Source organism: Pseudonocardia pini, from assembly GCF_013870575.1.
In the GTDB taxonomy this organism is placed as follows: domain Bacteria; phylum Actinomycetota; class Actinomycetes; order Mycobacteriales; family Pseudonocardiaceae; genus Pseudonocardia; species Pseudonocardia pini.
Genome location: NZ_JACBXB010000020.1, coordinates 1 through 20,256 on the forward strand (window position 1 = coordinate 1; position 20,256 = coordinate 20,256).

A 20,256-nucleotide genomic window follows, 5' to 3' on the forward strand; every position below is an offset into this window, starting at 1 on the left:
CGCGCGCGCCGACCGCGCACCGGTGTGCCGGTGCGGGTCGAGCACTGGGACAACGCCATCCGCCAGGGCCACCACGCGGCACGCACCCTGCTGGCGGGACCGGAGCGGAGCACACCGTTCGACGCGGTCCCCTGGATGTGGACCGACCAGTTCGGGTCGAGGATCCAGGTCCTGGGGTCCACCACGGGACACGACGAGGTCCGGGTCGTGGCCGGAGCGACGGACGGGCCCCGGTTCGTCTGTCTGTACCGGCGGGGCGACCGGGCCGCGGCGGCGGTCACCGTCAACTCCGCCAAGGGCATGCTCCGGTGCCGCCCCCTGCTCGACCGCGGGGCGAGCTGGGCCGAGGCCCTCGCCGCCTTCGCCGCTGCACCGGGCCCACGGCGACCCACCACCGCCCAGCCGACAGGAGACGGAAGGCACCACCCATGACCACGGACACGACCGTCACCCCGACCTTCGACCCCTTCGCGCCGGAGGTCATGGCCGATCCGCTGCCCTTCTACCGCGAGCTGCGCAGGAATAACCCGATCTCGTACAACGCGACCTACGACGCCTGGTTCCTGGCGCGGTTCGCCGACGTGCACGAGATGTTGGGCAAGGGCGACAACCAGCTGGTCGCCTCGGAGGGGGCCCGGCCCTCGCGGGAGACCCTGGAGACCCCGAACGGCGGGCGGCCCGCGTTCCCCGCCACCGACCCGCTGACGATGCACCACATGTACCCCTCCCCCACCTACGAGACGATCCGGCAGGCCGAGAGCGCACCGTTCAAGCCGGGGGCCGTCCGCACGCTGGCCGAGCTGATCCGCACGCTCGTGCGCGAGAGGCTCGACATCCTCGTGCCGCGCGGCCGGTTCGACCTCACCCAGCACTACGGCGGCATCGTGGCGGCCTCGGTGCAGTGCCACCTGTTTCGGCTGCCGCTGTCCGAGGCCAAGTACGTGCTGGACCTGGTGAACACCGGCAGCATGGCGGACCCACTCACCGGCAGGCAGGACCCGGAACGGTTCGACCGGGTGTGCGAGCTGGTCGAGCCCGGGGTGCGTCGCCGACGGGCCGAGGGCGGCGGCGGGGCGCCCTGGGCACTCGTCGACCGGCTGCTGACGACGCAGGTGGACGAGCGGCCGCTGACCGACCGCGAGATCGCCATGACCATCGCGGCGGTGCTGGTCGGCGGGACGGAGACCGTGCCGAAGGTCGTCGCCCACGGGCTGTGGGAGCTGCAGCGCCACCCCGACCAGATGGCGGCGGTCCGCGCGGACCCCGCGCAGACCGTGCCGCAGGCCTTCCGCGAGATGGTCCGGTACTGCGGGCCCGCGCAGTGGTTCGTCCGCACCGCGCACACCGACCTGCGCATCGGCGACGCCCACATCCGGAAGGGCCAGCGGGTCATCTACCTGCTGCCCTCGGCCGCGAGGGACGAGGCCGAGTACGGCCCCGACGCCGAGGAGTTCCGCTGGGACCGGCCGATCCGCCGCTGGGTGAACTTCGGCTACGGGCAGCACTTCTGCCTCGGCTACCACCTCGCGCTGCTCGAGGGGTCGATCCTCGTGGAGGAGTTCCTCAGGCGCGTCCCGGAGTTCGAGGTGATCGAGGAGCGCGTGGTGCGCCACCCGTCGAGCTTCCAGTGGGGGTTCAACGAGCTGCCGATCAGGGTCACCGGGGCGGGCCGGGCGTGACCGCGCGCAGATACCGGGTCCTCGTCCCCACGACGCTGCACGACCCCCGCGCCGAGGAGGTCTACGCGGAGGCGGGCGACATCGACGTCGAGTACGCCCTCGCGCCCGAGGAACGCCCGATGGGCGGTGGCCCGCTCGGTCCGGCGGGCCAGCGGGCCAAGGCCGAGCAGGCGGTCCGGGAGCGGATCGCGGAGTTCGACGTCGTCGGGGCCCTCCCGGGCAGGCCGTTCGTCACCGCGGAGCTGCTCGAGCGGGCCGACCGGCTCAAGGTCGTCTACATCGCCAGTGCCGGCTACGACTCGATCGACGTCGAGGCCGCGACGGCCCGCGGGGTGGCGGTGGTCAACGCCGCGGGCAACAACGTCGTCCCGGTCGCCGAGCACGCGGTCGGGCTCCTGCTCTCGGTCTCCCGCAAGATCGGCCAGCTCGACCGGCGGGCCCACCGGGAGCGGCGCGGGCTGCACTTCACCGACGTCGGCGCCTTCCCACCCGAGCTCGCGGGCGGCACCCTCGGGCTGGTCGGGTTCGGCGCGATCGGGAGGCGGGTGGCCCGCATCGCCGGCGCCGGGCTGGGCATGTCCGTGCTGGTCCACGACCCCTTCCTGGACCCGGACCAGGCGCGGTCGGCCGGCGTGGAGCCGGTCGCCGAGCTCGACGAGCTGCTCGCCCGCGCCGACGCCGTCTCGCTGCACCTGCCACTCACGGAGGGCACGCGCGGGCTGATCGGGGCACGCGAGCTCGCGCGGATGCGGGAGGGCGCGTTCCTCGTCAACACCGCCCGCGGACCGGTCGTCGACACCGACGCGCTCGTCGACGCGCTGCGCTCGGGTCACCTCGGCGGGGCCGGGCTCGACGTCACCGATCCGGAGCCCCTCCCGGCGGGCCACCCGCTGTTCGACCTGGACACCGTGGTGCTGACCCCGCACCACGCGGGCGCCTCGCCGACGGCGATCGCCAAGGCCTACCTCATGTCCGCCACGGCCGTCGTGGACGCCCTGCACGGCCGTGAGCCCGCCACGCTCGTCAACGGCGACGTGTGGCCGTCCTGTCTCCAACGGTGGAAGAGGGAACAGTGAAGATCGAGGGCAGTCACCGGTACGCGGAGCGCCGCAGGCGCGGGGAGCCCGCCCTGGCGTGCTTCAACGCCATCCCGGACACCCAGACCGCCGAGGTCCTCGCCTCCGCGGGCTTCGACATCGTGGCGTTCGACGCGCAGCACGGGGCGGTCACCCTGCACGACCTGCCGGACTTCGTGCGGGCCGTCGAGCTGCACGGCGCCGCGGCGTTCGTCCGGGTCCCGTGGACGGCGCCGGAGGACATCATGCGGGCGGCCGACGCCGGCGTCGCGGGCCTGATCGTCCCGATGATCGAGACCGCCGAGCAGGCCAGGACCGCGGCCTTCGCCGCCCGCTATCCCCCGCTGGGCAACCGGTCCTTCGGGCCGGTCCGGCCGCACCTGCGGTCGACCGACGCCGCCAACGAGCGGATCCACGTCTACCCGATGATCGAGACCGCGAGCGCGCTCGCCGCGGTCGACGAGATCGCGGCGGTCGAGGGCGTCGACGGCCTCTTCGTCGGCCCCGTCGACCTGGGGCTCAGCCTCGGGCTGAAGTCGGACGAGGCGATGCACCATCCCGACGTGGTCGCAGGCCTCGACGCCGCCATCGCCGCCGCCCGCAAGCACGACAAGCTCGTCGGCACGGTCTCGGTCAGCACCGAGCACGCCGAGGCGCTCATCGCCAAGGGCGTCGACTGGATCAGCCTCGGCGACGACCGGAAGTACGTGCGGCTCTCCGCGGCGGCCGCGCTCGCCCCCTTCTCGGGCTGACCCGAACCCCGACGACACCTGGAGACGATGCCGTGTTCTCGGCCCGCTACTTCGCGCACGCGAACGTCAACACCGTCGACCTCGACCGTGCCACGGACTTCTACGAGTCCGTCCTCGGCCTGCACTCGCTGGGACCGACCACCCCGGACCAGGGTCAGGACGGCGCGCCTTTCGGGCTCGCCGGGACCGAGGTCTCCTGGCGGGGCTGCTTCCTCGCCGACGAGCGCGACCTGCGCAGCCCCGTCGTCGACCTGCTGGAATGGACGGCCCCGCCGACCGCGCAGCCCGACCCGGCCGAGGCGGACGCCCCCGGCCTGCAGGGTCTCGGCTTCGCCGTGGCGGACCTCGAGGCCACGATCGGTCGACTCGAGGAGCGGGGGCTGCCGGTGCGGCGGGGCACCCTGGTCCAGGGCGACGCCCGCTCCGAGGTCGTGTTGACGACCGACATCGACGGCACCCGCATCGAGCTGGCGCAGCGCGCCGTCGCCCCCCGCTACGAGAGCATCCGGCTGGTCACCCGGGACCTCCCGGCCGCCGTCGCCTTCTACCGCGACGCCCTGCACTTCGACCACGACGAGCCGGTCGACCACCGGATCGAGCAGGCGGGCGCCACGGTCGAGGCCGGGCGCGTCGTCCGCGCGTACCTCCCCGGCCAGCGTGAGAAGTTCTCGCTGCTCCTCACCGAGCCGGAGAACGCGGCGACGCTGCCGAAGAGCACCCGGCTGGGCAACACGGCCCGCCTCTACCGGATGGCGCTCCTGGTCGACGACGTCCAGGAGGCCTACGCCGATCTCCGCACGCACGTCCCCGACGCCGCACCGCCGATCGCGGCGCACGTCGGGGCCGGCCACCAGGACGTCCCGGCGTTGTTCTTCCGGGACGCCGACGGCGTGGTCGTGGAGTACCTCGTCGGGATGTGGTCGAGGTGAGCGACACCCGCACCGACGTCCGGCCCGGGGGTGTCGCGTCCTGGGCCGCGGTGTGGGCGACCCGGCGGCCGGACCACCCGTGCGTGGTCTTCGACGACGTCGTCACGACCTGGCGGCAGTTCGACGCCGCCGTCGACGCGCTCGCCGCCCGCCTCCGCGGCCGCGGGGTCCGGCAGGGCGACCGGGTCGGGTGTCTGCTGCCGAACCGCACCGAGTACCTCGTGGCGTTCTGGGCCACGTTGCGGCTCGGCGCGCTGTTCTGCCCGTACAACGTCCGGCTCACCGCCCCCGAGCTCGCCCTGGTGATCGAGGACTCCGAACCGGCGGTGGTGCTGACCGACCACGGCTTCGCCGCCGTGCACGAGGCGACGACCGCGATCCTGCCCGTGCCGTGGGTGGACGTCGACGAGCTCGACGGGGCCACCACCGACCCGGTCGACGGCGAGGTCCCCTGGCTCTCCGGGGACGACCCGGCCGCCATCATCTACACCTCCGGCACCACCGGGCGGTCCAAGGGCGCGGTCCTGACCCACGGGAACCTGCTGCACCAGAGCCTCGCCTGGACGTCGGGCTTCGGGCTGGGCCGCGACGACGTCCAGATCAACCTGCTCTCGCTCTGCTACGCGGGCGGCCTGCTCAACCCCACGCTGCCCACCTTCCAGAGTGGCGCCACGGTGGTGCTCGAGCCGCGCTTCGACCCGGCCTCGGCGCTGCGCCGGATCCAGCGGTACGGGGTCACGTGGATCACCGCGACCCCGGAGATCGTCGAGCGGCTGCTCACCCACGCCGACGCGGCGGACACCGACCTGTCCACCCTGGCCCGCATCCAGACCGGGGGCGCGCCGGTGCCGGTGCATCTCGCGGAGCTCGCCGCCGAGCGCGACGTCCAGCTGATCCAGGGATACGGGATCACCGAGGCGTCGGCCGGGGTCAACCTCTTCCTGCCAGCCGAGGACGTGATCCGCAAGGCCGGGTACCTCGGCCTGCCCGCGCCGTACGACGAGGTCCGGATCGTCGACGACGCCGGCGCGGAGGTCGCCGTCGGGGAGGTCGGCGAGATGCTCCTGCGCGGCCCGCTCGTGATGCAGGGCTACTGGCGCAACCCGCAGGCGACGGCCGAGACGCTGGCGGGCGGCTGGCTGCACACCGGCGACCTCGCGCGGCGGGACGAGGAGGGCTTCGTCGCGCTGGTCGGCCGGAAGAAGGAGATGATCATCTCCGGCGGGCTCAACGTCTATCCCGTCGAGGTCGAGCGCGTGCTGGAGCGCTTCCCCGAGGTCGCCGAGGTCGCGGTCGTGGGGCTGCCGGACGAGCGGTGGGGCGAACGCGTGGCGGCGTTCGTGGTGCTGGCCGCGGGCCGGCACCTCTCCGCCGAGGAGCTCACCGCCCGGGCGCGCGAGCAGGTGGCGGGCTACCGCCTCCCCCGCACCGTCGAGTTCGTCGACTCGCTGCCGCGCACGGCCTCCGGCAAGGTGCGCAAGCACGTCCTGCGGGAGCAGTGGCACCAGGCGATGCGGTGAACGATGCGGTGGACGATGAGGTGACCGGTGCGGTCTCGCTCAGCGCGATCGCGACCCTGGTCAGCCGCGCGGGTCGCCGGGTCGCGAGCCCGCCGCCGCAGGCACCCGTCGAGGTCGGCATCTGCCTGGACCTGCGCAACCCGTCGGCGTGGCGGCGCGCGGGGGCCCGGCTGTACGGGTTCGCGCTGGAGCTGTGCGAGGAGGCCGAGCGGGTCGGGCTGCACTCGGCCTGGTTCTCCGAGCACCACCTCTTCGCCGACGGGTACCTGCCGCAGCCGCTGACCTTCGCCGCCGCCGTCGCGGCGCGGACCCGACGGCTCCGCCTCGGCACGTCGGTCCTGCTCGCGCCCCTGCGCCCGGCCGTCCAGATCGCGGAGGAGGCCGCCGTCGTCGACCTGCTGTCCGGCGGCAGGCTCGAGCTCGGGATCGGCGCGGGGTACCGCGAGCCGGAGTTCGCCCTGTACGGCGCCGACCCGTCGACGCGCCGGGGAGTCACCGCGGAACGCGTGCGGGAGCTGCGGCGGATCTGGCTCGACGGCGCGGTGACCCCGTCGCCCGCACAGCCTCGGGTCCCGATCTGGCTCGGGTTCACCGGCCCGCGGGGCGCTCGACTCGCGGGCAGGCTCGGTGAGGGCCTGCTCTCCGCCGATCCCGCCCTGGCCGAGCCCTACCGCGACGGGCTGGCCGAGGCGGGCCTGCCACCGGAGACGGCCCGCATGGCCGGGCCGCTGACCTTCTTCGTCGCGGACGACCCGGAACGGGCCTGGGCGTCCCTGCTCCCCCACCACACCACGCAGTGGGACGGCTACCGGCAGGCGGCCGTGGAGGGCACGGACCTGCCGACCCCGCCCCCGCTGGACGGTCCCGCCTCCCGCTCGCCCCGCCTGATGGGCGGACGGGACCGGATCCTGGTGGCCACCCCGCAGACGGTCGCCGCGCAGATCCGTGACCGCGTCGCGGGCACCCCCATCCGGACCGTCTACACCTTCGCCGCCCCCGCGGGCCTGTCCGAGGACCTCGCGGTCGCCCACGTCCGGGCGCTCGGCACGCTCTCCCGGCTCCTTGCGGCGGCACCGACCGTCGAGGCGGCCGCAGGCGGGTGAGCGGATCCCGCGCCGGCGGACGGACGGTCGGCATGCTCAGGCGTTCGGGATCTTCGGCACCACGATCGCCTTGGTGGCGGTCCCGGAGGCCATGTGCTCGATCGCGGCGGACAGGTCGTCCAGACCGAACCGGTGGCTGACGAAGTCCGCGAGACCGAACCGCTCGTGGTAGCGAGCGGCGAGCAGGACGCCCTCGTACTTCTCGGCGGGCCGCGTGGAGAGGCTGCCGATGATGGTGAGATCCCGGTTGTTGACCTGCACCGGATCGAACGGGACGGTCTCGGTTCCCGAGTAGAGGCCCGCGACCACGTACCGGCCGCCCCTGGCCAGCAGGGCGACCCCCTCGGGGAAGGCGGCCGGCCTGCCCGCGGCCTCGATCACCACGCTCGCGCCCCGGCCCGCGGTCAGCTCCCGGACCCGGTGCGACCGTTCCTCCCGGGTGGTGGACTCGATCGACAGCACCTCGTCCGCCCCCAGCCGCCTGCCCCAGTCGAGCCGGGAGTCCGGCGCGCCGATCAGGACGACCGACCGGACCCCGCTGCGCCGCGCGATCAGCGTGGCGGCGAGCCCGACCGGCCCACTGCCCTGGACCACCACGGTGTCGTGCGCGGTCAGGACACCGGCCTTGCGCACGGCGGTGACCGCGGTCGGCATCCCGCACCCGAAGGCGATGACCGCCTCCTCCGGAGTGCCGTCCGGGATCCGGAAGAACACGACGTTGTCCCGCAGCAGCGCCCGGTCCTGGAACCCGGCGGGACCCGCCACGCCGGCGGGCTCGGGCCAGGTCTTGCGCTCGCACAACGAGTTGTTGCCGAGCACCACGCACGCATGGCAGCGGTAGCAGGAGGCGTTGGGGAACCAGGTGATCCGGTCGCCGAGCCGGATCGGGTCGCCCGCCCAGTCGACGGCGACGCCGGCACCCAGCTCCTCGACGACCCCGACGGCCTCGTGCCCGAACGTGATCGGCCGGGCGGGCGAGGGGACCTGCCCCGCGAGGCGGTGGGCGTCGGTGCCGCAGACGCCCGCGGCCGTGACCCGGGCGACCAGTCCGCCGGGTGGCGCGGGCGGGACGTCGACCTCGACCAGGCGCAGGGTGGCGTCGCGACCGTCCCAGGCGACCTGCCGGTACGTGGTCATCCCGCACACGTCATCCCGCACGCCCCCTGCTCGTCAGGAGACGGCGGGGGTTCACCACCGGCATCCGACCGGCTCGGCCGTCACGCCGCTCCGCCCGGTTCCAGGGCCAGGCCCGCCAGCCGCCCGGACGAGCGCCAGTCCGCGAGCAGCGCGTAGAACTCCAGGGGGCCGCCGCCGAAGTTCCGGTTGGCGGGCGACCGCGCCTCCAGCCTGCCCTCGGCGTTGCGGCGGCCGGGGGTGCACGCCTCCAGGAAGGCGGCGTCGTCGACCGCGCGGTCGACGATCGTGGCGACCCACTGCTCCTCGGCCGCCTCCGTCACCTCGAAGGTGCGGGCGCCGCGCCTGCGGACCTCGCCGATGATGTAGGCCATGTGCCGCGCGTTCTCCTGCAGGGTGTGCACGAAGTTCGCCGGTTCGGTGTTCTGCCCGCTGGGGGCGGACTGGACGAACATGTTGGGGAACGACGCCGTCATCAGGCCGTGCAGGGTGGCCAGGCCGGGCGTCCACTTGGCCGCGAGGCTCACGTGGTTGCGCCCGAGCACGTCGAACCCGATCCGGCGGGTGAACGACGAGCCCGCCTCGTTGGCCTCGAAGCCCGTGGCGAAGACCAGGCAGTCCAGCTCGTACTCGCGGCCGCCCGCCACGACCCCGGTCGGGGTGACCCGCTCGATGCCGCGGCCCCCGGTATCGACCAGCGTGACGTTGTCCCGGTTGAACGCGTCGAGGTACTCGTCGCTGAAGCCCGGGCGCTTGCAGATGTAGGCGTAGTACGGCTTGAGCGCCTCGGCGGTGGCCGGGTCGGAGACCGTCTCGTCGATGCGCCGCCGGATGGCCTCCATCGTCCGGGCGTCCGCGAGCTCCTTGGCCGCCGCGAGCTCGGCGGGCGCCAAGGACCGGAACTCCGGGTTGACGAACAGCTCCCGCCACACGTGGGTCCAGCCGTCGTCGACGAGGTCCTCGTCCGGGTACCCGCCGTAGAGCACCTCGATGAAGTTCCGCATCCGGCGTTGTTGCCAGCCCGGCTCGAGCGAGGCCAGCCAGTCCTTGTCGAACGGGTGGTTGTCCCGCGCGCCGATGGTCGACGGGGTCCGCTGGAACACGTGCACCCGACGCGACGTGCGTGCCAACGGCGGCACGCACTGGATGGCCGTGGCGCCGGTGCCGACCACGCCGACGACCTTGTCGTGCAGGTTCGTCGGGTCGGCCCCGGGCTCGCCGCCGGTGTAGGCGTGGTCCCAGCGGCTCGTGTGGAACGAGACCCCGCGGAACTCCTCGATGCCCTCGATGGCAGGCAACCGGGGGCGGGTCAGCGGGCCGTTGGCGAGGATGACGAACTGCGAGCGGACCAGGTCGCCGCGGTCGGTGCGGGTGACCCACTCCGCGGACCCCGCGTCCCACTCCATGCCCTCGACCGTCGTCTGGAGCAGCGCGTCGTCGTAGAGGTCGTAGTGCTTGGCGATCCTGCGTGCGTGGGCGAGGATCTCCTCGGCCCGCGCGTACTTCTCCTCGGGGAGCGGGCCGCCCACCTCCTCCAGCAGCGGCAGGTAGATCAGCGAGTCGACGTCGCAGCGGGCGCCGGGGTAGCGGTTCCAGTACCAGACACCGCCGACGTCGCCCGCGGTGTCGATCAACCTGATCCGCTCGACCCCGACCTCCCGGAGCGCCGCACCGATCTGCAGCCCGCCGAGGCCCGCGCCGACCACGACGACGTCCACCCGGTCCCGGCGGGGCTCCCGCTCGACCGGCGTGGTGTACGGGTCGACCAGGTAGCGCGCCAGGTCTCCGGTGAACTCGGGGAGCTCCGCCCGGTTCCCCCCGAGCCGCTTGTCGCGCTCCTCGAGGTACTTCCGCCGCAGTGCCTCGAGGTCGACCTGCTCGCGCCCCGCTGTGTCCGCCATGCTGCTCCTCAGCCTCCTTGCCGTCGCCGTCGCGGGTCTCCGCGGTCCTGCTAGTCGGGGGCCCCGGTGGTCAGGCCCGCATCCGTTCCCGGGACCCGACCGAAGTAGGCCTCCTTGATGATCTCCAGGTCGTCGATGGCGCCTGCCGGGCCGGACATCACGACCCGGCCGATCTCCAGCACCGCGACCCGGTCCGCCACCCCCACCGCCGCCTCGACCGCCTGCTCGACGAGCAGGATCCCGAGTCCCGAGCGTTTGAGCTTCTCGACGCTGTCCATCACCTCGAGCACGATCGCCGGGGCCAGGCCCGCGGACGGCTCGTCGAGCATCAGCAGCTTCGGCCTGCCCATGATCGCCTGGCCGATGGCCAGCATCTGCTGCTGCCCACCGGAGAGCTGGCCCGCGGGCGTGGAGGTCCGGCCGCGGAGCGCCGGGAACAGCTCGTAGACCTCCTCGAGGGACTCCCGCAGCTGCTTGCGCCGCACCCCCGTCGAGTACCCGCCGAGCAGCAGGTTGGCCTCGACCGTGTGGCGTTTGAAGACCCGCTTGTTCTCCTGCACCACGCCCAGGCCTGCCCGGATCCGCCGGTGCGGCGGGAGCGGGCCGATGTCGGCGCCGTCGAGCCGGACGGACCCACTGGTGATCTTGTTCAGCCCGGCGATCGCCCGCAGCGTCGTCGTCTTGCCCGCCCCGTTGCGCCCGAGCAGCGCGGTGACCTCGCCGGGCAGCACGTCGAACGAGACCTCGCGCACGACCCGCATGTCCCCGTAGCCGGTCACGAGGTCCTTCACCGACAGCATCGGCGCAGGCTCCTCCGCCCGGCTCGGCGTCGTCGTCGACATCTCGTCAGTCGTCATCGCGGCCTCCACCGGGGGTGGCAGCGGCCGACGCGACCGGCGTGCCGAGGTACTCGCGGAGGACGTCGGGATGGTTCTCGATCTCCGCGGGGGAGCCCGTGGCCAGGATGGAGCCCCGGGCGAGGACGTGGATCCGGTCGGCGAGCGCGAGGACGAGCCGGAAGTTGTGCTCGACGAGCACGATCGTCGCGCCGGCGTCCCGCAGCCTGCGGATCAGCTCGCCGAGGCGGTCGACCTCGTCCTCGTCGAGCCCGGACGCCACCTCGTCGAACAGCAGGACGCGGGGCCGGGAGATCAGCGACCGGGCCACCTCCAGCAGCCGCCGGGTGCCCAGCGGCAGCGACGTGGCGTCCTCGTGGGCGAGGTCCTGCAGGCCGACGAGGGTGAGCACCCGGGCGGCCTCGTCGAGGTCTCGGGCCCTCGCCCGGCGATACGCCGGCAGCCGCAGGACCGCGGAGAGGAAGGAGGTGTGCTCGGTGGCGTAGCGACCGGCCCGCACCGCCTCGGCGACCGTGATGCCGGACGGGATGGAGGGGGTCTGGAAGGTCCGCGCGACGCCCGCGCGGGCCACCTGGAACGGGGCCCGCGGGCTCACCGTGTCGTCGAGCCGGATCTCCCCCGCGTCCGCGCGGTAGTACCCGCAGATCATGTTGAGCATGGTGGTCTTGCCCGAGCCGTTCGGGCCGATGAGCGCGGTGACCTCGCCGGGACGTGCGTCGAGGGTGACGCCGTCGAGCGCGTGGAGGCCGCCGAAGGACTTCGAGAGCCCCTCGACCGACAGCCGGGCCCCGTCGAGATCGGGCAGGAGCTCGCCCTCGTAGGGCGGCGCCTGTTCGCGCGGCAGCCAGCGCCGCTCCACCTTCTTCCGCAGCCTCCCGACGATGCCCGCGATGCCCGAGGACAGCAGCACGCCACAGACCAGCAGCAGGAGGCCGTAGACGATCAGCGCGTACTGCTCGAACTCGGTCGACTGCAGCGGTCCGAGCTGGAGGATCACGGCGCCGATGAGCGCGCCGTACACGCTGGCGGAGCCACCGAGGATCGACGCGGCCAGGATGGACACGGCGAGGGCGAACCCGAACGACTCCGGCGACAGGTACTGGTCGAGGTTGGCGAACAGGGTCCCGGCGATGCCGGCGGGCAGGGCCCCGATCGCGTACGCCGAGAGCTTCATCCGGAACACGGAGATGCCGGTCGACGAGGCCAGCACCGGGCTCTCGCGCAGCACCAGGAACGCCGTCCCGTGCCGGGAGGTGACCAGGTTGCGGAAGACCACGATCCACAGGGCGGTCACGACGACCACCGCCACGGCGAAGGCCTCCCGGTCCAGCGGGAGACCGAACAGCGTCACGGGCTCGATGCCGGTCAGCCCGAGCCGCCCGCCGGTCTCCTCCTCGAACAGGTCGAGGATGTCCGGGACGAGCAGGACGAGGAAGAACGACACCATCGCCAGGGCCCACTTGTTGAGCCGGAGCCCGGGGATGCCGGTGATGAGCCCGAGCACCAGCGCGACGCCACAGGCCACGACGAGCTGCACGAGCAGGTCCGTCTGGCCGTGCGCCCCGAGGTAGCCGCTGACGTAGGCCCCGCCCGCGTAGATCGCGGCCTGGCCCAGGGCGAGCTCACCGGCGTACCCGAGGCTCAGGTTCAGCCCGCTGACCAGCAGGGCGAGGATGCACACCAGGACGACCTGGCGGAGCACGGACGAGCCGACGCCGAGGACCGGGAGCAGCGCCACCACGACCGCGAGGACGAGGGGCAGGCTCCAGGACGGTATCCGGCGGGCGGCGGTTGCCAGGTTCACTCAGACCACCCGTTCCCGTGCGTGACCGAAGAGTCCGGTCGGTTTGAACAGCAGGACGGCCAGCAGCGCCACGAAGACCATCAGCGTGGCGAACGACTGACCGAGGTAGCGACCGGCCAGTGCCTCGATCAGGCCGACCGCCAGACCGCCGATGAGGGCACCGGGCGCGCTGCCGAACCCGCCGATCGCCATGGCGACGAACCCCTTGAGCGCGAGCGCGGTGCCCAGGGTCGCGACCGCGAAGGTCTTCGGTCCCACCAGCGGCCCGAGCGCCCCGGCGACCGCACCGGCCACCGCGAACGCCCCCACCGCGTAGGCGCGCACGTTGATGCCGCGCATCAGTGCGGCCTCGCGGTCCTCCGACACGGCGAGCATCGCGATGCCCAGCATCGAGAACCGGCTGACCAGCACGAAGACGATCGTGAGCAGGACCATCGCACCGATCAGGACGAGCTCGACGGGGAACACCTGCCCGCCGGCGACGGACACGACCTCGCTGGGCCCGAAGAACGGCACCTGCAGCGGCTCCCCGCCCCAGATGACCTGCGTGGCCCCGTCCAGCAGCGTGGCGAAGCCCAACGTCGTGACCAGGAGGCCCTCGGTGCTGCGGACGAACCGGATCGCCGTGCGCTCCTCGATCACCGCGACGAGCGCGACGACGACGGCGGCCAGGACGAACACCAGCCACGGCGGGAGGCCGAGGGTCACCGTCCCGAAGAACGCGACGAACGTGCCCAGCATCAGCAGCTGGGCGTGGGCGAAGTTGAACACGCCCGACGAGACGAACACGATGTTGTAGCCGAGCGCCACCAGGCCGTAGATCGCCCCGAGCGCGAGGCCTGCCCAGATCGCGCTCATGCGGGAGCGGTGGGGATCAGCGGATCACTCGACCCGTCGGGCTGTACGTCGTTCATGTGCCTTCCTCGTCGTCGAAGGTTCGGCAGCGGCTCGGTCGGCGTAGCCTCCCGACCGGCCGGTAGGACAAGACTAAGGGGTCCCCGTCCGGCTGTCCACGTGCTAGCGGCTCAACCGTCCGCGGTCGACCGGGAGCTGGATGCCGGTGACGTGGCGCGCCTCGTCCGAGGCGATCCAGGCCACCGCGGCCGCGATGTCGTCGGAGTCGCTGGTCGCGTCCGGCAGCGAGCCCGTGTAGTAGGGCCTGGCGAAGGAGTGCTGCTCGAGCAGGGCGAAGAGCTCGTGCACCTTCAGCTCGGTGTCGACCCCGTTGGGGTGCACCGTGTTGACCCGGATGCGGTAGGGGGCGAGCTCGTTGGCCAGCGCGGTCGCGAAGCCCACGACACCGTGCTTGGCGGCCGAGTAGGCCGCCAGGAACGGGGCCCCGCGCAGCCCGGCGACCGAGCTGGTGAAGACGATCGACCCCCCGGTCCCCTGCCGGAGCAGGACCGGCACGGCGGCCTTGGCGGTGTGGAACGCCCCGGTGAGGTTGACGTCGATCGCCTCCCGCCACTGCTCGGCGCTGATCTCCCAGGCATGGGCCGCCGTCGCCGCCCCGGCGTTGGCGATCACGACGTCGAGCCTGCCGAGGGTCGACACCCCCTCCGCCACCGCGTCCTGCAGCGCGTCGAGGTCCCGGACGTCCGCCTCGACCGCCACGATCCGTCGGTCCCACCGCTCGACCTGGGCGACGGTCTCCGCGAGGTCCTCGTACGACGGGCCCGGGTACGACGTGGTGTCGAGCGACTCGTCGAGGTCGACCGCGATGATGTCGGCACCCTCGGCGGCCAGGCGCACCGCCTCGGCCCGACCCTGCCCGCGCGCGGCGCCGGTGACGAGCGCGACCTTGCCGACGAAACGGCGGGCCGTCGGCTCCCGGGGCACCTGGGCGGCGGGAACCGCCTCCCCCACAGCGAAATCGGTCATCGTCGTCCTTCCGCGCGCTCCGCACCTGCCCGAGTCCGACTACCGGTCGGTCGGTTGGCGTGGCCAAGTTAGCGCCCGCGTGGGCGCCGGGCAACCAGCGCTCCGCCGATCTGGACCGACGACCGACCGGCCGGTAGGGTCGGATCCGACGTGAGGCGCGCCTCGGGGAGAAGGAGACGGGTGTGGACACAGACGCAACGACGCCGCTGTACGACGCCATCGTGATCGGCGCCGGGATCAACGGGCTCAACCAGATCCATCGGCTCCGCGACCGGTCGGGCCTGGACGTCCGGGCCTTCGAGGCGGGATCGGACGTGGGCGGCACCTGGCACGCGAACCGGTACCCGGGCGCCCGTCTCGACTCGGAGTCCTACACCTACGGGTACTTCTTCTCCGAGGAGATCTACCGCGAGTGGCGCTGGCCGGAGCACTACGCCTCACAGGCCGACGTCGAGCGGTACCTGCGGTTCGTGGCGGACAAGCTGGACCTGCGCCGCAGCATCGACTTCGACACGACGGTGACCTCCGCCCGGTACGTCGCGGCGGAGAACGTCTGGGAGGTCCGGACCGACCGCGACGAGACCCACCGCGCCCGTTACCTGGTCACGGCCCTGGGGACCGAGTCGGCGCCGCAGATGCCGGAGAACCTCACCGGGCTCGACGAGTTCGAGGGCGAGTGGCACCACACGGCACGGTGGCCGCAGCAGCCCGTCGACTACGCGGGCAAACGCGTCGCCGTCCTCGGGACCGGCGCCAGCGGGGTGCAGGTCATCACCGAGGTCGCCAAGACGGCGGCGAGCCTGACCGTCCTGCAGCGCAGCGCGAACTACTGCGTGCCCCTGCGGAACTCCCCCATCACCGACGAGCAGCACCAGGCGCTGCAGGGCCAGTCCCGGTCGCTCTTCGAGAAGTGCAACCAGAGCTTCATCGGTTTCATGTACGCCTGGGACCCGCGGTCGGGCCACGACTTCGACGCCGCCGGTCGGCGCGAGGTGTACGAGCAGCTCTGGGAACGGCCGGGCTTCGCGAAGTGGCACAACGGGTTCAGCGAGGTCTACACCGACGACACGATCAACGAGGAGTTCGGCGAGTTCGTCCGCGAGAAGGCCCGCGCGCGCATCGACGACCCGGCGGTCGCCGAGAAGCTGATGCCGCGCTACCCGTTCTCGACCCGCCGCGTGACCATGGACAGCGGCTACTACGAGGCCTACAACCAGGACAACGTGCGGCTCGTCGACCTCAAGGAGACCCCCTACGAGCGGTTCACCCCGAAGGGCATGGTCGTCGACGGCGTCGAGCACGAGTTCGACCTGATCATCTTCGCCACCGGGTTCGACGCGTTCACCGGCGCGTTCACCCGGATCGACATCGTCGGCGAGAACGGGGTCGCGCTCAAGGACTACTGGGCGGACGGCCCACGCACGCTGCTGGGCATCGGGGTGGCCGGGTTCCCGAACTTCTTCATGGTCACCGGCCCCCACACCAAGGGCGTCTTCTGCAACGTCCCGATCTGCGGCGAGCAGAACGTCGTCTGGATCACCGAGCTCATCGCCCACCTGGACGCCGGGGGCCACACCTACATCGACCCGCGCCCCGCGGCACAGGAGGAGTGGGGCGAGCACGTGATGGACCTCTACCAGGGCACGATGCTCGCCAAGTCCGGGACCGAGTCGTACTTCCTGGGCACGAACGTCCCGGGCAAGGCCAAGACCGTCTACGGCTACTTCGGCAGCGTGCCGCAGTACGCCGCCCGGTGCGACGAGGTCGCGAAGGCCGGCTACACCGACCACTTCGTGATCCGCTGATGCCACCCACCGGGACCACCCTCGAGACCTTCACCGTCGACGTCCCCGAGGAGACGCTGACGGACCTCCGCCGTCGCCTCCGGGCGACGCGCTGGGACGCCGACCCGGACAACGCCGACTCCTCCTACGGCATCAGCACCGCCACCCTGCGGGAGCTCGTCGACTACTGGGTCGACGGGTTCGACTGGCGCGCGCAGGAGGCCGCGATCAACGCCTTCCCCCAGCACCGGGTCGAGGTCGGCGGCCACCCCGTGCACTTCGTCCGGCAGCCGGGGCGGGGGCCGGACCCGGTGCCGCTCGTCCTGTCCCACGGGTGGCCGTGGACCTTCTGGGACTGGAGCAAGGTCATCGGGCCGCTGGCCGACCCGGCCGCGTACGGCGGCGACCCGGCCGACGCGTTCGACGTCGTCGTGCCGTCCCTGCCCGGCTTCGGGTTCTCCACACCGGCCCCGCCGGACACCAACTTCTGGAAGATCGCCGACACCTGGCACACGCTGATGACCGAGGTGCTGGGGTACCCGCGGTTCGCGGCCGCGGGATCGGACTACGGCTCCCTCGTCACCGCCCAGCTGGGGCACAGGTACGCCGCCGACCTGGTCGGCATCCACCTCGGCATGGACCTGCCGCTGGACCGGTACAACAGCGAGCTGTACTGGGGCGGCGGCCGCGGGATCCCCGAGGGGGCCTCGCCCGAGCTGCGCGCCGGCTGGATGCGCTACTTCGAGACGTACGCCTCGCACTTCTCCGCCCACATGCTCGACGGCCAGACCCTCACGCACGCCCTCGCCGACTCGCCGGTCGGGATGCTCGCCTGGCTCCTCCAGCGGTGGCGGAGGTGGAGCGACCCGGCCGTGCCCTTCGAGGAGGTGTTCACCCGGGACCACGTGCTCACGAACGCCACCCTGTACTGGGTGACCGAGACGATCGGCTCCTCGATCCGCATCTACCGCAACGGGGTCCGCTACCCCTGGCGCCCCTCGCACGACCGGACGCCCGCGGTCGAGGCCCCGGCGGGCTTCACGTTCCTCGCCGGAGACGCCTACCCCCCGGGCGCGACGGCCGAGAACCGCATCGCGCTGTTCGAGCAGGGACCCACGCGGAAGTGGTTCGCCCCGGTCCTCGTGGAGGTCGCGGACCGGGGCGGTCACTTCACCGGGTGGGAGAACCCGGAGGCCGTGATCCAGGGAATCCGCGCGACGCTGCGGCCGCTGCGCCGGTGACGGCGGCGGGGCGGTTCAGGTCGAGCCAGCCCCCGCCGCCGAGGTCACCGGCCCGGACCCGGACCAGGCCGAAGGTGTTGTGCACGGTCTGCTCGGCGGAGCGGTGGCGGATCATGACCGCGCGCACGACCTCGACGTCCATCGTCACCCGCTCCCCCGCGACGGCCATCTCGATCGACAGGGGCCCGCGGACGGCGCCGAGCCCGGTCCAGTCGCTCCGCACGACGACGTCGTCGAGGAACGCCGCGCCCGCCCCGTCGATCCGGACCCCCTGGACCGACAGGTCCGGTCGGCTGTTGATCCGGTAGCCCACGAAGTCCGGTCCGCCGTCGAGGGACAGGTTGAACCAGTCCATGTCGGACATCGCGGAGACGTAGTCGCGGGGGCCCCAGGAGTGGTCGCGGAACGACCGGGCCGCACTCACCGGGTAGGTCCGGTCCCCCACGACGAGGGTCCCCGACACCGTTCCGAACTGTTCGTAGTGGTCCTTGGCCGCGTCCTGGCCGGGGATCATCTCCCCCGTCGGCTGCATCACGTGCAGGGGCCGGTCGGCGGTGAACGTGAGATCGAGCCGGCACCGCACGGCGTCGCTCGCGTTCAGCGCCCGCCCGACGTGGTCGAGGGCACCCGGGTCGACGACCCGCCGGGTCTGCTCGTCCTCGTAGGTGATCCGCCAGGTGCGCCCGGGGTCGAGGACGTCCATCGTGAGCGACGACGAGGTCCAGGTCGTCCGACCGACGGGGAAGGTGGCCGCGTCGAGCGGGCTGCGGGCGCTCCAGTACAGGGTGGAGCCGTCGGACATCGGTAGGCACAGGTAGAACTGCGAGTAGCCCTCGTTCGGCCGCAGCCCCACCCGGAGGACCCCGCCCAGCAGACCGTCGGTGGCCGGGCCCGCGGCGAAGTTGAGGTACGCGCTCTCGTTGTACGTCGCGGCCGAGCCCGGGTCGTGGAGCACCTCGTCCTGCGGGCCGTACCGGCAGACGGTCCCCGGCTCGGGAGTGGTGGTGAGCTCGCCCGTGTCAGGCATCGAGGTCCCGTCCCTTCGTCACGACGGCCCGCAGGTCCGCCTTCATGATCTTCCCGGTCGAGTTCCGCGGCAGCTCGTCCACGAAGACGATCCGCCGGGGTCGCTTGAAGTCGGCCAACCGTGCTCGTGCGGTCTCGACCAGCCCGCGCTCGGCCAGCGGCCGGTCGGAGGCGACCACGACGGCGACCGGCACCTCGCCCCACCGCCGGTGCGGCTCGGCCACGACGGCGAGCTCGCGCACGCCCGGGGTACCGGCGAGCACCCGTTCGATCTCGGCGGGGTAGACGTTGATCCCCCCGGAGATCAGCATGTCCTTGATCCGGTCGACGATCCCGACGAAGCCCTCGTCGTCGGACACCGCGAGGTCGCCGGTCCGCAGCCAGCCGTCCTCGGTGAGGGCCGCGCGGGTCTCCCCCGGGTCCTGCCAGTAGCCCCGCATCACCGTGCGGCCCCGCAGCTGCAGCTCACCCGGTGTCCCCGGCTCGGCCACCCGGCCGTCGTCGGCGACGACCCGGCAGGCCAGACCGGTGATCGGGAGCCCGGTGAGCCCGTGCTTGTCGTCCATCCGCGCGGGCGGCATCTGGATCGCGAACCCGGTGGCCTCGGTCAGGCCGTAGCTCGTCACCAGCGGCACGCCGCGGCTGCGCCAGGCCTCGACCAGCGAGGGGGACACCGAGGAGCCCCCGCACCGGGCGACGCGCAGGCTGGAGAGGTCGGCGGAGCCGAAGGCGGGGTGTGCCGCCATCCGTTCGTAGATCACCGGCACGACGCCGAGCTGGGTGACCCGCAGCCGTTCGACCTGCCACAGCAGGAACTCGGGATCCGCGCCCTGGTCCAGCACCAGCGTCCCGCCGCAGCGGAGCAGCGGGATCGCCACGGCCCCGCTCGACCCGGCGAAGGCGAGCGGGGCGGGGACGAGCGAGACGTCCGCCTGCGTCAGGCCCGTCACGATCGCCGTCGCCTCCGCGACCGCCGCCGCGTTGCCGTGGGTCAGCACCGCACCCTTGGGACGGCCGGTGGTCCCGCTGGTGAAGCAGATCAGCACAGCGTCGTCCGGTGCGAGGTCCGGCCCGTCGTCCACGCCGACCGGGGTGACCGGACCCGGGCCGAAGGGCTCGGGGTCGTCCAGGTCGATCGTGGCGGCCTCGTCGACCACGCCGGCGACGACGTGCCGGAAGCTCGGCTCGGTCAGCACGAGCGTGGGCTCGACGAGTGCCGCGGCCTCCCGCACCTCGGGGTGGGTGAGCCGCGGGTTGAACGGGACGAGCACCGCACCGAGCCGGGCGACCGCGATCAGCGCGACGACGAACTCGGGGCGGTTGTGGGCGAGGATCCCGACCCGGTCGCCGAGGCCGATCCCGACGGCGCGCAACCGCCCCGCCATCGCGGCGACCTCGGACTCCAGCCACGCCCAGCGGTACGGCCTGCCCGCGTGGACCAGCGCCACGCCCGCGGGGTTCCACCGCGCCCAGAACGCGCACCAGTGGCTCATCGTCGACACCGTCGCGACCTCCTGCGGTTCGTGGGTCCGGGACACTAGGTCAGGGACCGGATGGCCGAGCCGTAGC

17 protein-coding genes are annotated in these 20,256 nt (G+C 72.9%); 9 read left to right on the forward strand and 8 right to left on the reverse strand.

Going from position 1 to position 20,256, the window contains the following annotated elements:
* The 7 genes from H5J29_RS02840 to H5J29_RS02870 form a co-directional block, all read left to right on the forward strand.
* Positions 1-432: oxidoreductase C-terminal domain-containing protein (locus H5J29_RS02840; protein WP_281375820.1), on the forward strand; the 432-nt coding region annotated here is incomplete at its 5' end.
* Entirely contained in the window at positions 429-1,679 is a 1,251-nt protein-coding gene (locus H5J29_RS02845) for a cytochrome P450 (protein WP_181779319.1), read from the forward strand. The genes H5J29_RS02840 and H5J29_RS02845, both read left to right, overlap by 4 nt.
* Positions 1,676-2,755: an NAD(P)-dependent oxidoreductase gene (locus H5J29_RS02850; RefSeq protein ID WP_181779320.1), complete on the forward strand. Its 1,080-nt coding sequence runs from the start codon at positions 1,676-1,678 to the stop codon at positions 2,753-2,755. Before H5J29_RS02845 ends, H5J29_RS02850 begins: the two co-directional genes overlap by 4 nt.
* Positions 2,737-3,507 carry an HpcH/HpaI aldolase family protein gene (locus H5J29_RS02855; RefSeq protein WP_181779321.1) on the forward strand — a complete coding sequence of 257 codons (771 nt, stop codon included), beginning with the start codon at positions 2,737-2,739 and terminating at the stop codon, positions 3,505-3,507. Before H5J29_RS02850 ends, H5J29_RS02855 begins: the two co-directional genes overlap by 19 nt.
* A gap of 32 nt (positions 3,508-3,539) precedes the next feature.
* Positions 3,540-4,436, forward strand: coding sequence for a VOC family protein (locus H5J29_RS02860; protein ID WP_181779322.1), 897 nt, complete (start codon positions 3,540-3,542; stop codon positions 4,434-4,436).
* The gene (locus H5J29_RS02865; protein WP_181779323.1) at positions 4,433-5,956 is read left to right on the forward strand and encodes a class I adenylate-forming enzyme family protein; all 1,524 of its coding nucleotides are present in this window, start codon (positions 4,433-4,435) and stop codon (positions 5,954-5,956) included. Before H5J29_RS02860 ends, H5J29_RS02865 begins: the two co-directional genes overlap by 4 nt.
* 8 nt (positions 5,957-5,964) lie before the next feature.
* Positions 5,965-7,059: an LLM class flavin-dependent oxidoreductase gene (locus H5J29_RS02870; RefSeq protein ID WP_312858027.1), complete on the forward strand. Its 1,095-nt coding sequence runs from the start codon at positions 5,965-5,967 to the stop codon at positions 7,057-7,059.
* 36 nt (positions 7,060-7,095) lie between these two features.
* On the opposite strand, the gene H5J29_RS02875 is transcribed toward H5J29_RS02870, so the two are convergent.
* From H5J29_RS02875 to H5J29_RS02900, 6 genes are all read right to left on the reverse strand, one after another.
* Positions 7,096-8,196 carry a zinc-binding dehydrogenase gene (locus tag H5J29_RS02875; RefSeq protein WP_181779324.1) on the reverse strand — a complete coding sequence of 367 codons (1,101 nt, stop codon included), beginning with the start codon at positions 8,194-8,196 and terminating at the stop codon, positions 7,096-7,098.
* Positions 8,197-8,276: 80 nt separating this feature from the next.
* Positions 8,277-10,094 carry a flavin-containing monooxygenase gene (locus H5J29_RS02880; RefSeq protein WP_181779325.1) on the reverse strand — a complete coding sequence of 606 codons (1,818 nt, stop codon included), beginning with the start codon at positions 10,092-10,094 and terminating at the stop codon, positions 8,277-8,279.
* Positions 10,095-10,144: 50 nt separating this feature from the next.
* A complete protein-coding gene (locus tag H5J29_RS02885; RefSeq protein ID WP_246393349.1) occupies positions 10,145-10,951 on the reverse strand; it encodes an ABC transporter ATP-binding protein in 807 nt (268 codons plus the stop codon).
* On the reverse strand, positions 10,941-12,755 hold the full coding sequence (locus H5J29_RS02890) for a branched-chain amino acid ABC transporter ATP-binding protein/permease (RefSeq protein WP_181779326.1): 1,815 nt from the start codon (positions 12,753-12,755) through the stop codon (positions 10,941-10,943). Before H5J29_RS02890 ends, H5J29_RS02885 begins: the two co-directional genes overlap by 11 nt.
* Positions 12,756-13,613, reverse strand: a complete 858-nt coding sequence (locus tag H5J29_RS02895; RefSeq protein WP_181779327.1) for a branched-chain amino acid ABC transporter permease — start codon at positions 13,611-13,613, stop codon at positions 12,756-12,758. It abuts the gene before it with no gap.
* 159 nt (positions 13,614-13,772) lie between these two features.
* Complete coding sequence (locus H5J29_RS02900; protein ID WP_181779328.1) at positions 13,773-14,636, reverse strand: mycofactocin-coupled SDR family oxidoreductase; 864 nt, start codon at positions 14,634-14,636, stop codon at positions 13,773-13,775.
* A 182-nt stretch (positions 14,637-14,818) separates the two neighbouring features.
* Between H5J29_RS02900 and H5J29_RS02905 the strand changes: the two genes are divergently transcribed.
* Together H5J29_RS02905 and H5J29_RS02910 are read left to right on the forward strand one after the other, a co-directional pair.
* Positions 14,819-16,441, forward strand: coding sequence for a flavin-containing monooxygenase (locus tag H5J29_RS02905; RefSeq protein ID WP_181779329.1), 1,623 nt, complete (start codon positions 14,819-14,821; stop codon positions 16,439-16,441).
* Positions 16,441-17,661, forward strand: a complete 1,221-nt coding sequence (locus H5J29_RS02910; protein WP_181779330.1) for an epoxide hydrolase family protein — start codon at positions 16,441-16,443, stop codon at positions 17,659-17,661. Before H5J29_RS02905 ends, H5J29_RS02910 begins: the two co-directional genes overlap by 1 nt.
* Here H5J29_RS02910 and H5J29_RS02915 read toward each other — a convergent pair.
* Both H5J29_RS02915 and H5J29_RS02920 read right to left on the reverse strand, forming a co-directional pair.
* The gene (locus H5J29_RS02915; RefSeq protein WP_181779331.1) at positions 17,591-18,688 is read right to left on the reverse strand and encodes a DUF7064 domain-containing protein; all 1,098 of its coding nucleotides are present in this window, start codon (positions 18,686-18,688) and stop codon (positions 17,591-17,593) included. The genes H5J29_RS02910 and H5J29_RS02915 overlap by 71 nt on opposite strands.
* A complete protein-coding gene (locus H5J29_RS02920) occupies positions 18,681-20,180 on the reverse strand; it encodes a class I adenylate-forming enzyme family protein (protein WP_181779332.1) in 1,500 nt (499 codons plus the stop codon). Before H5J29_RS02920 ends, H5J29_RS02915 begins: the two co-directional genes overlap by 8 nt.
* Between the last annotated feature and the right edge of the window lie 76 nt (positions 20,181-20,256).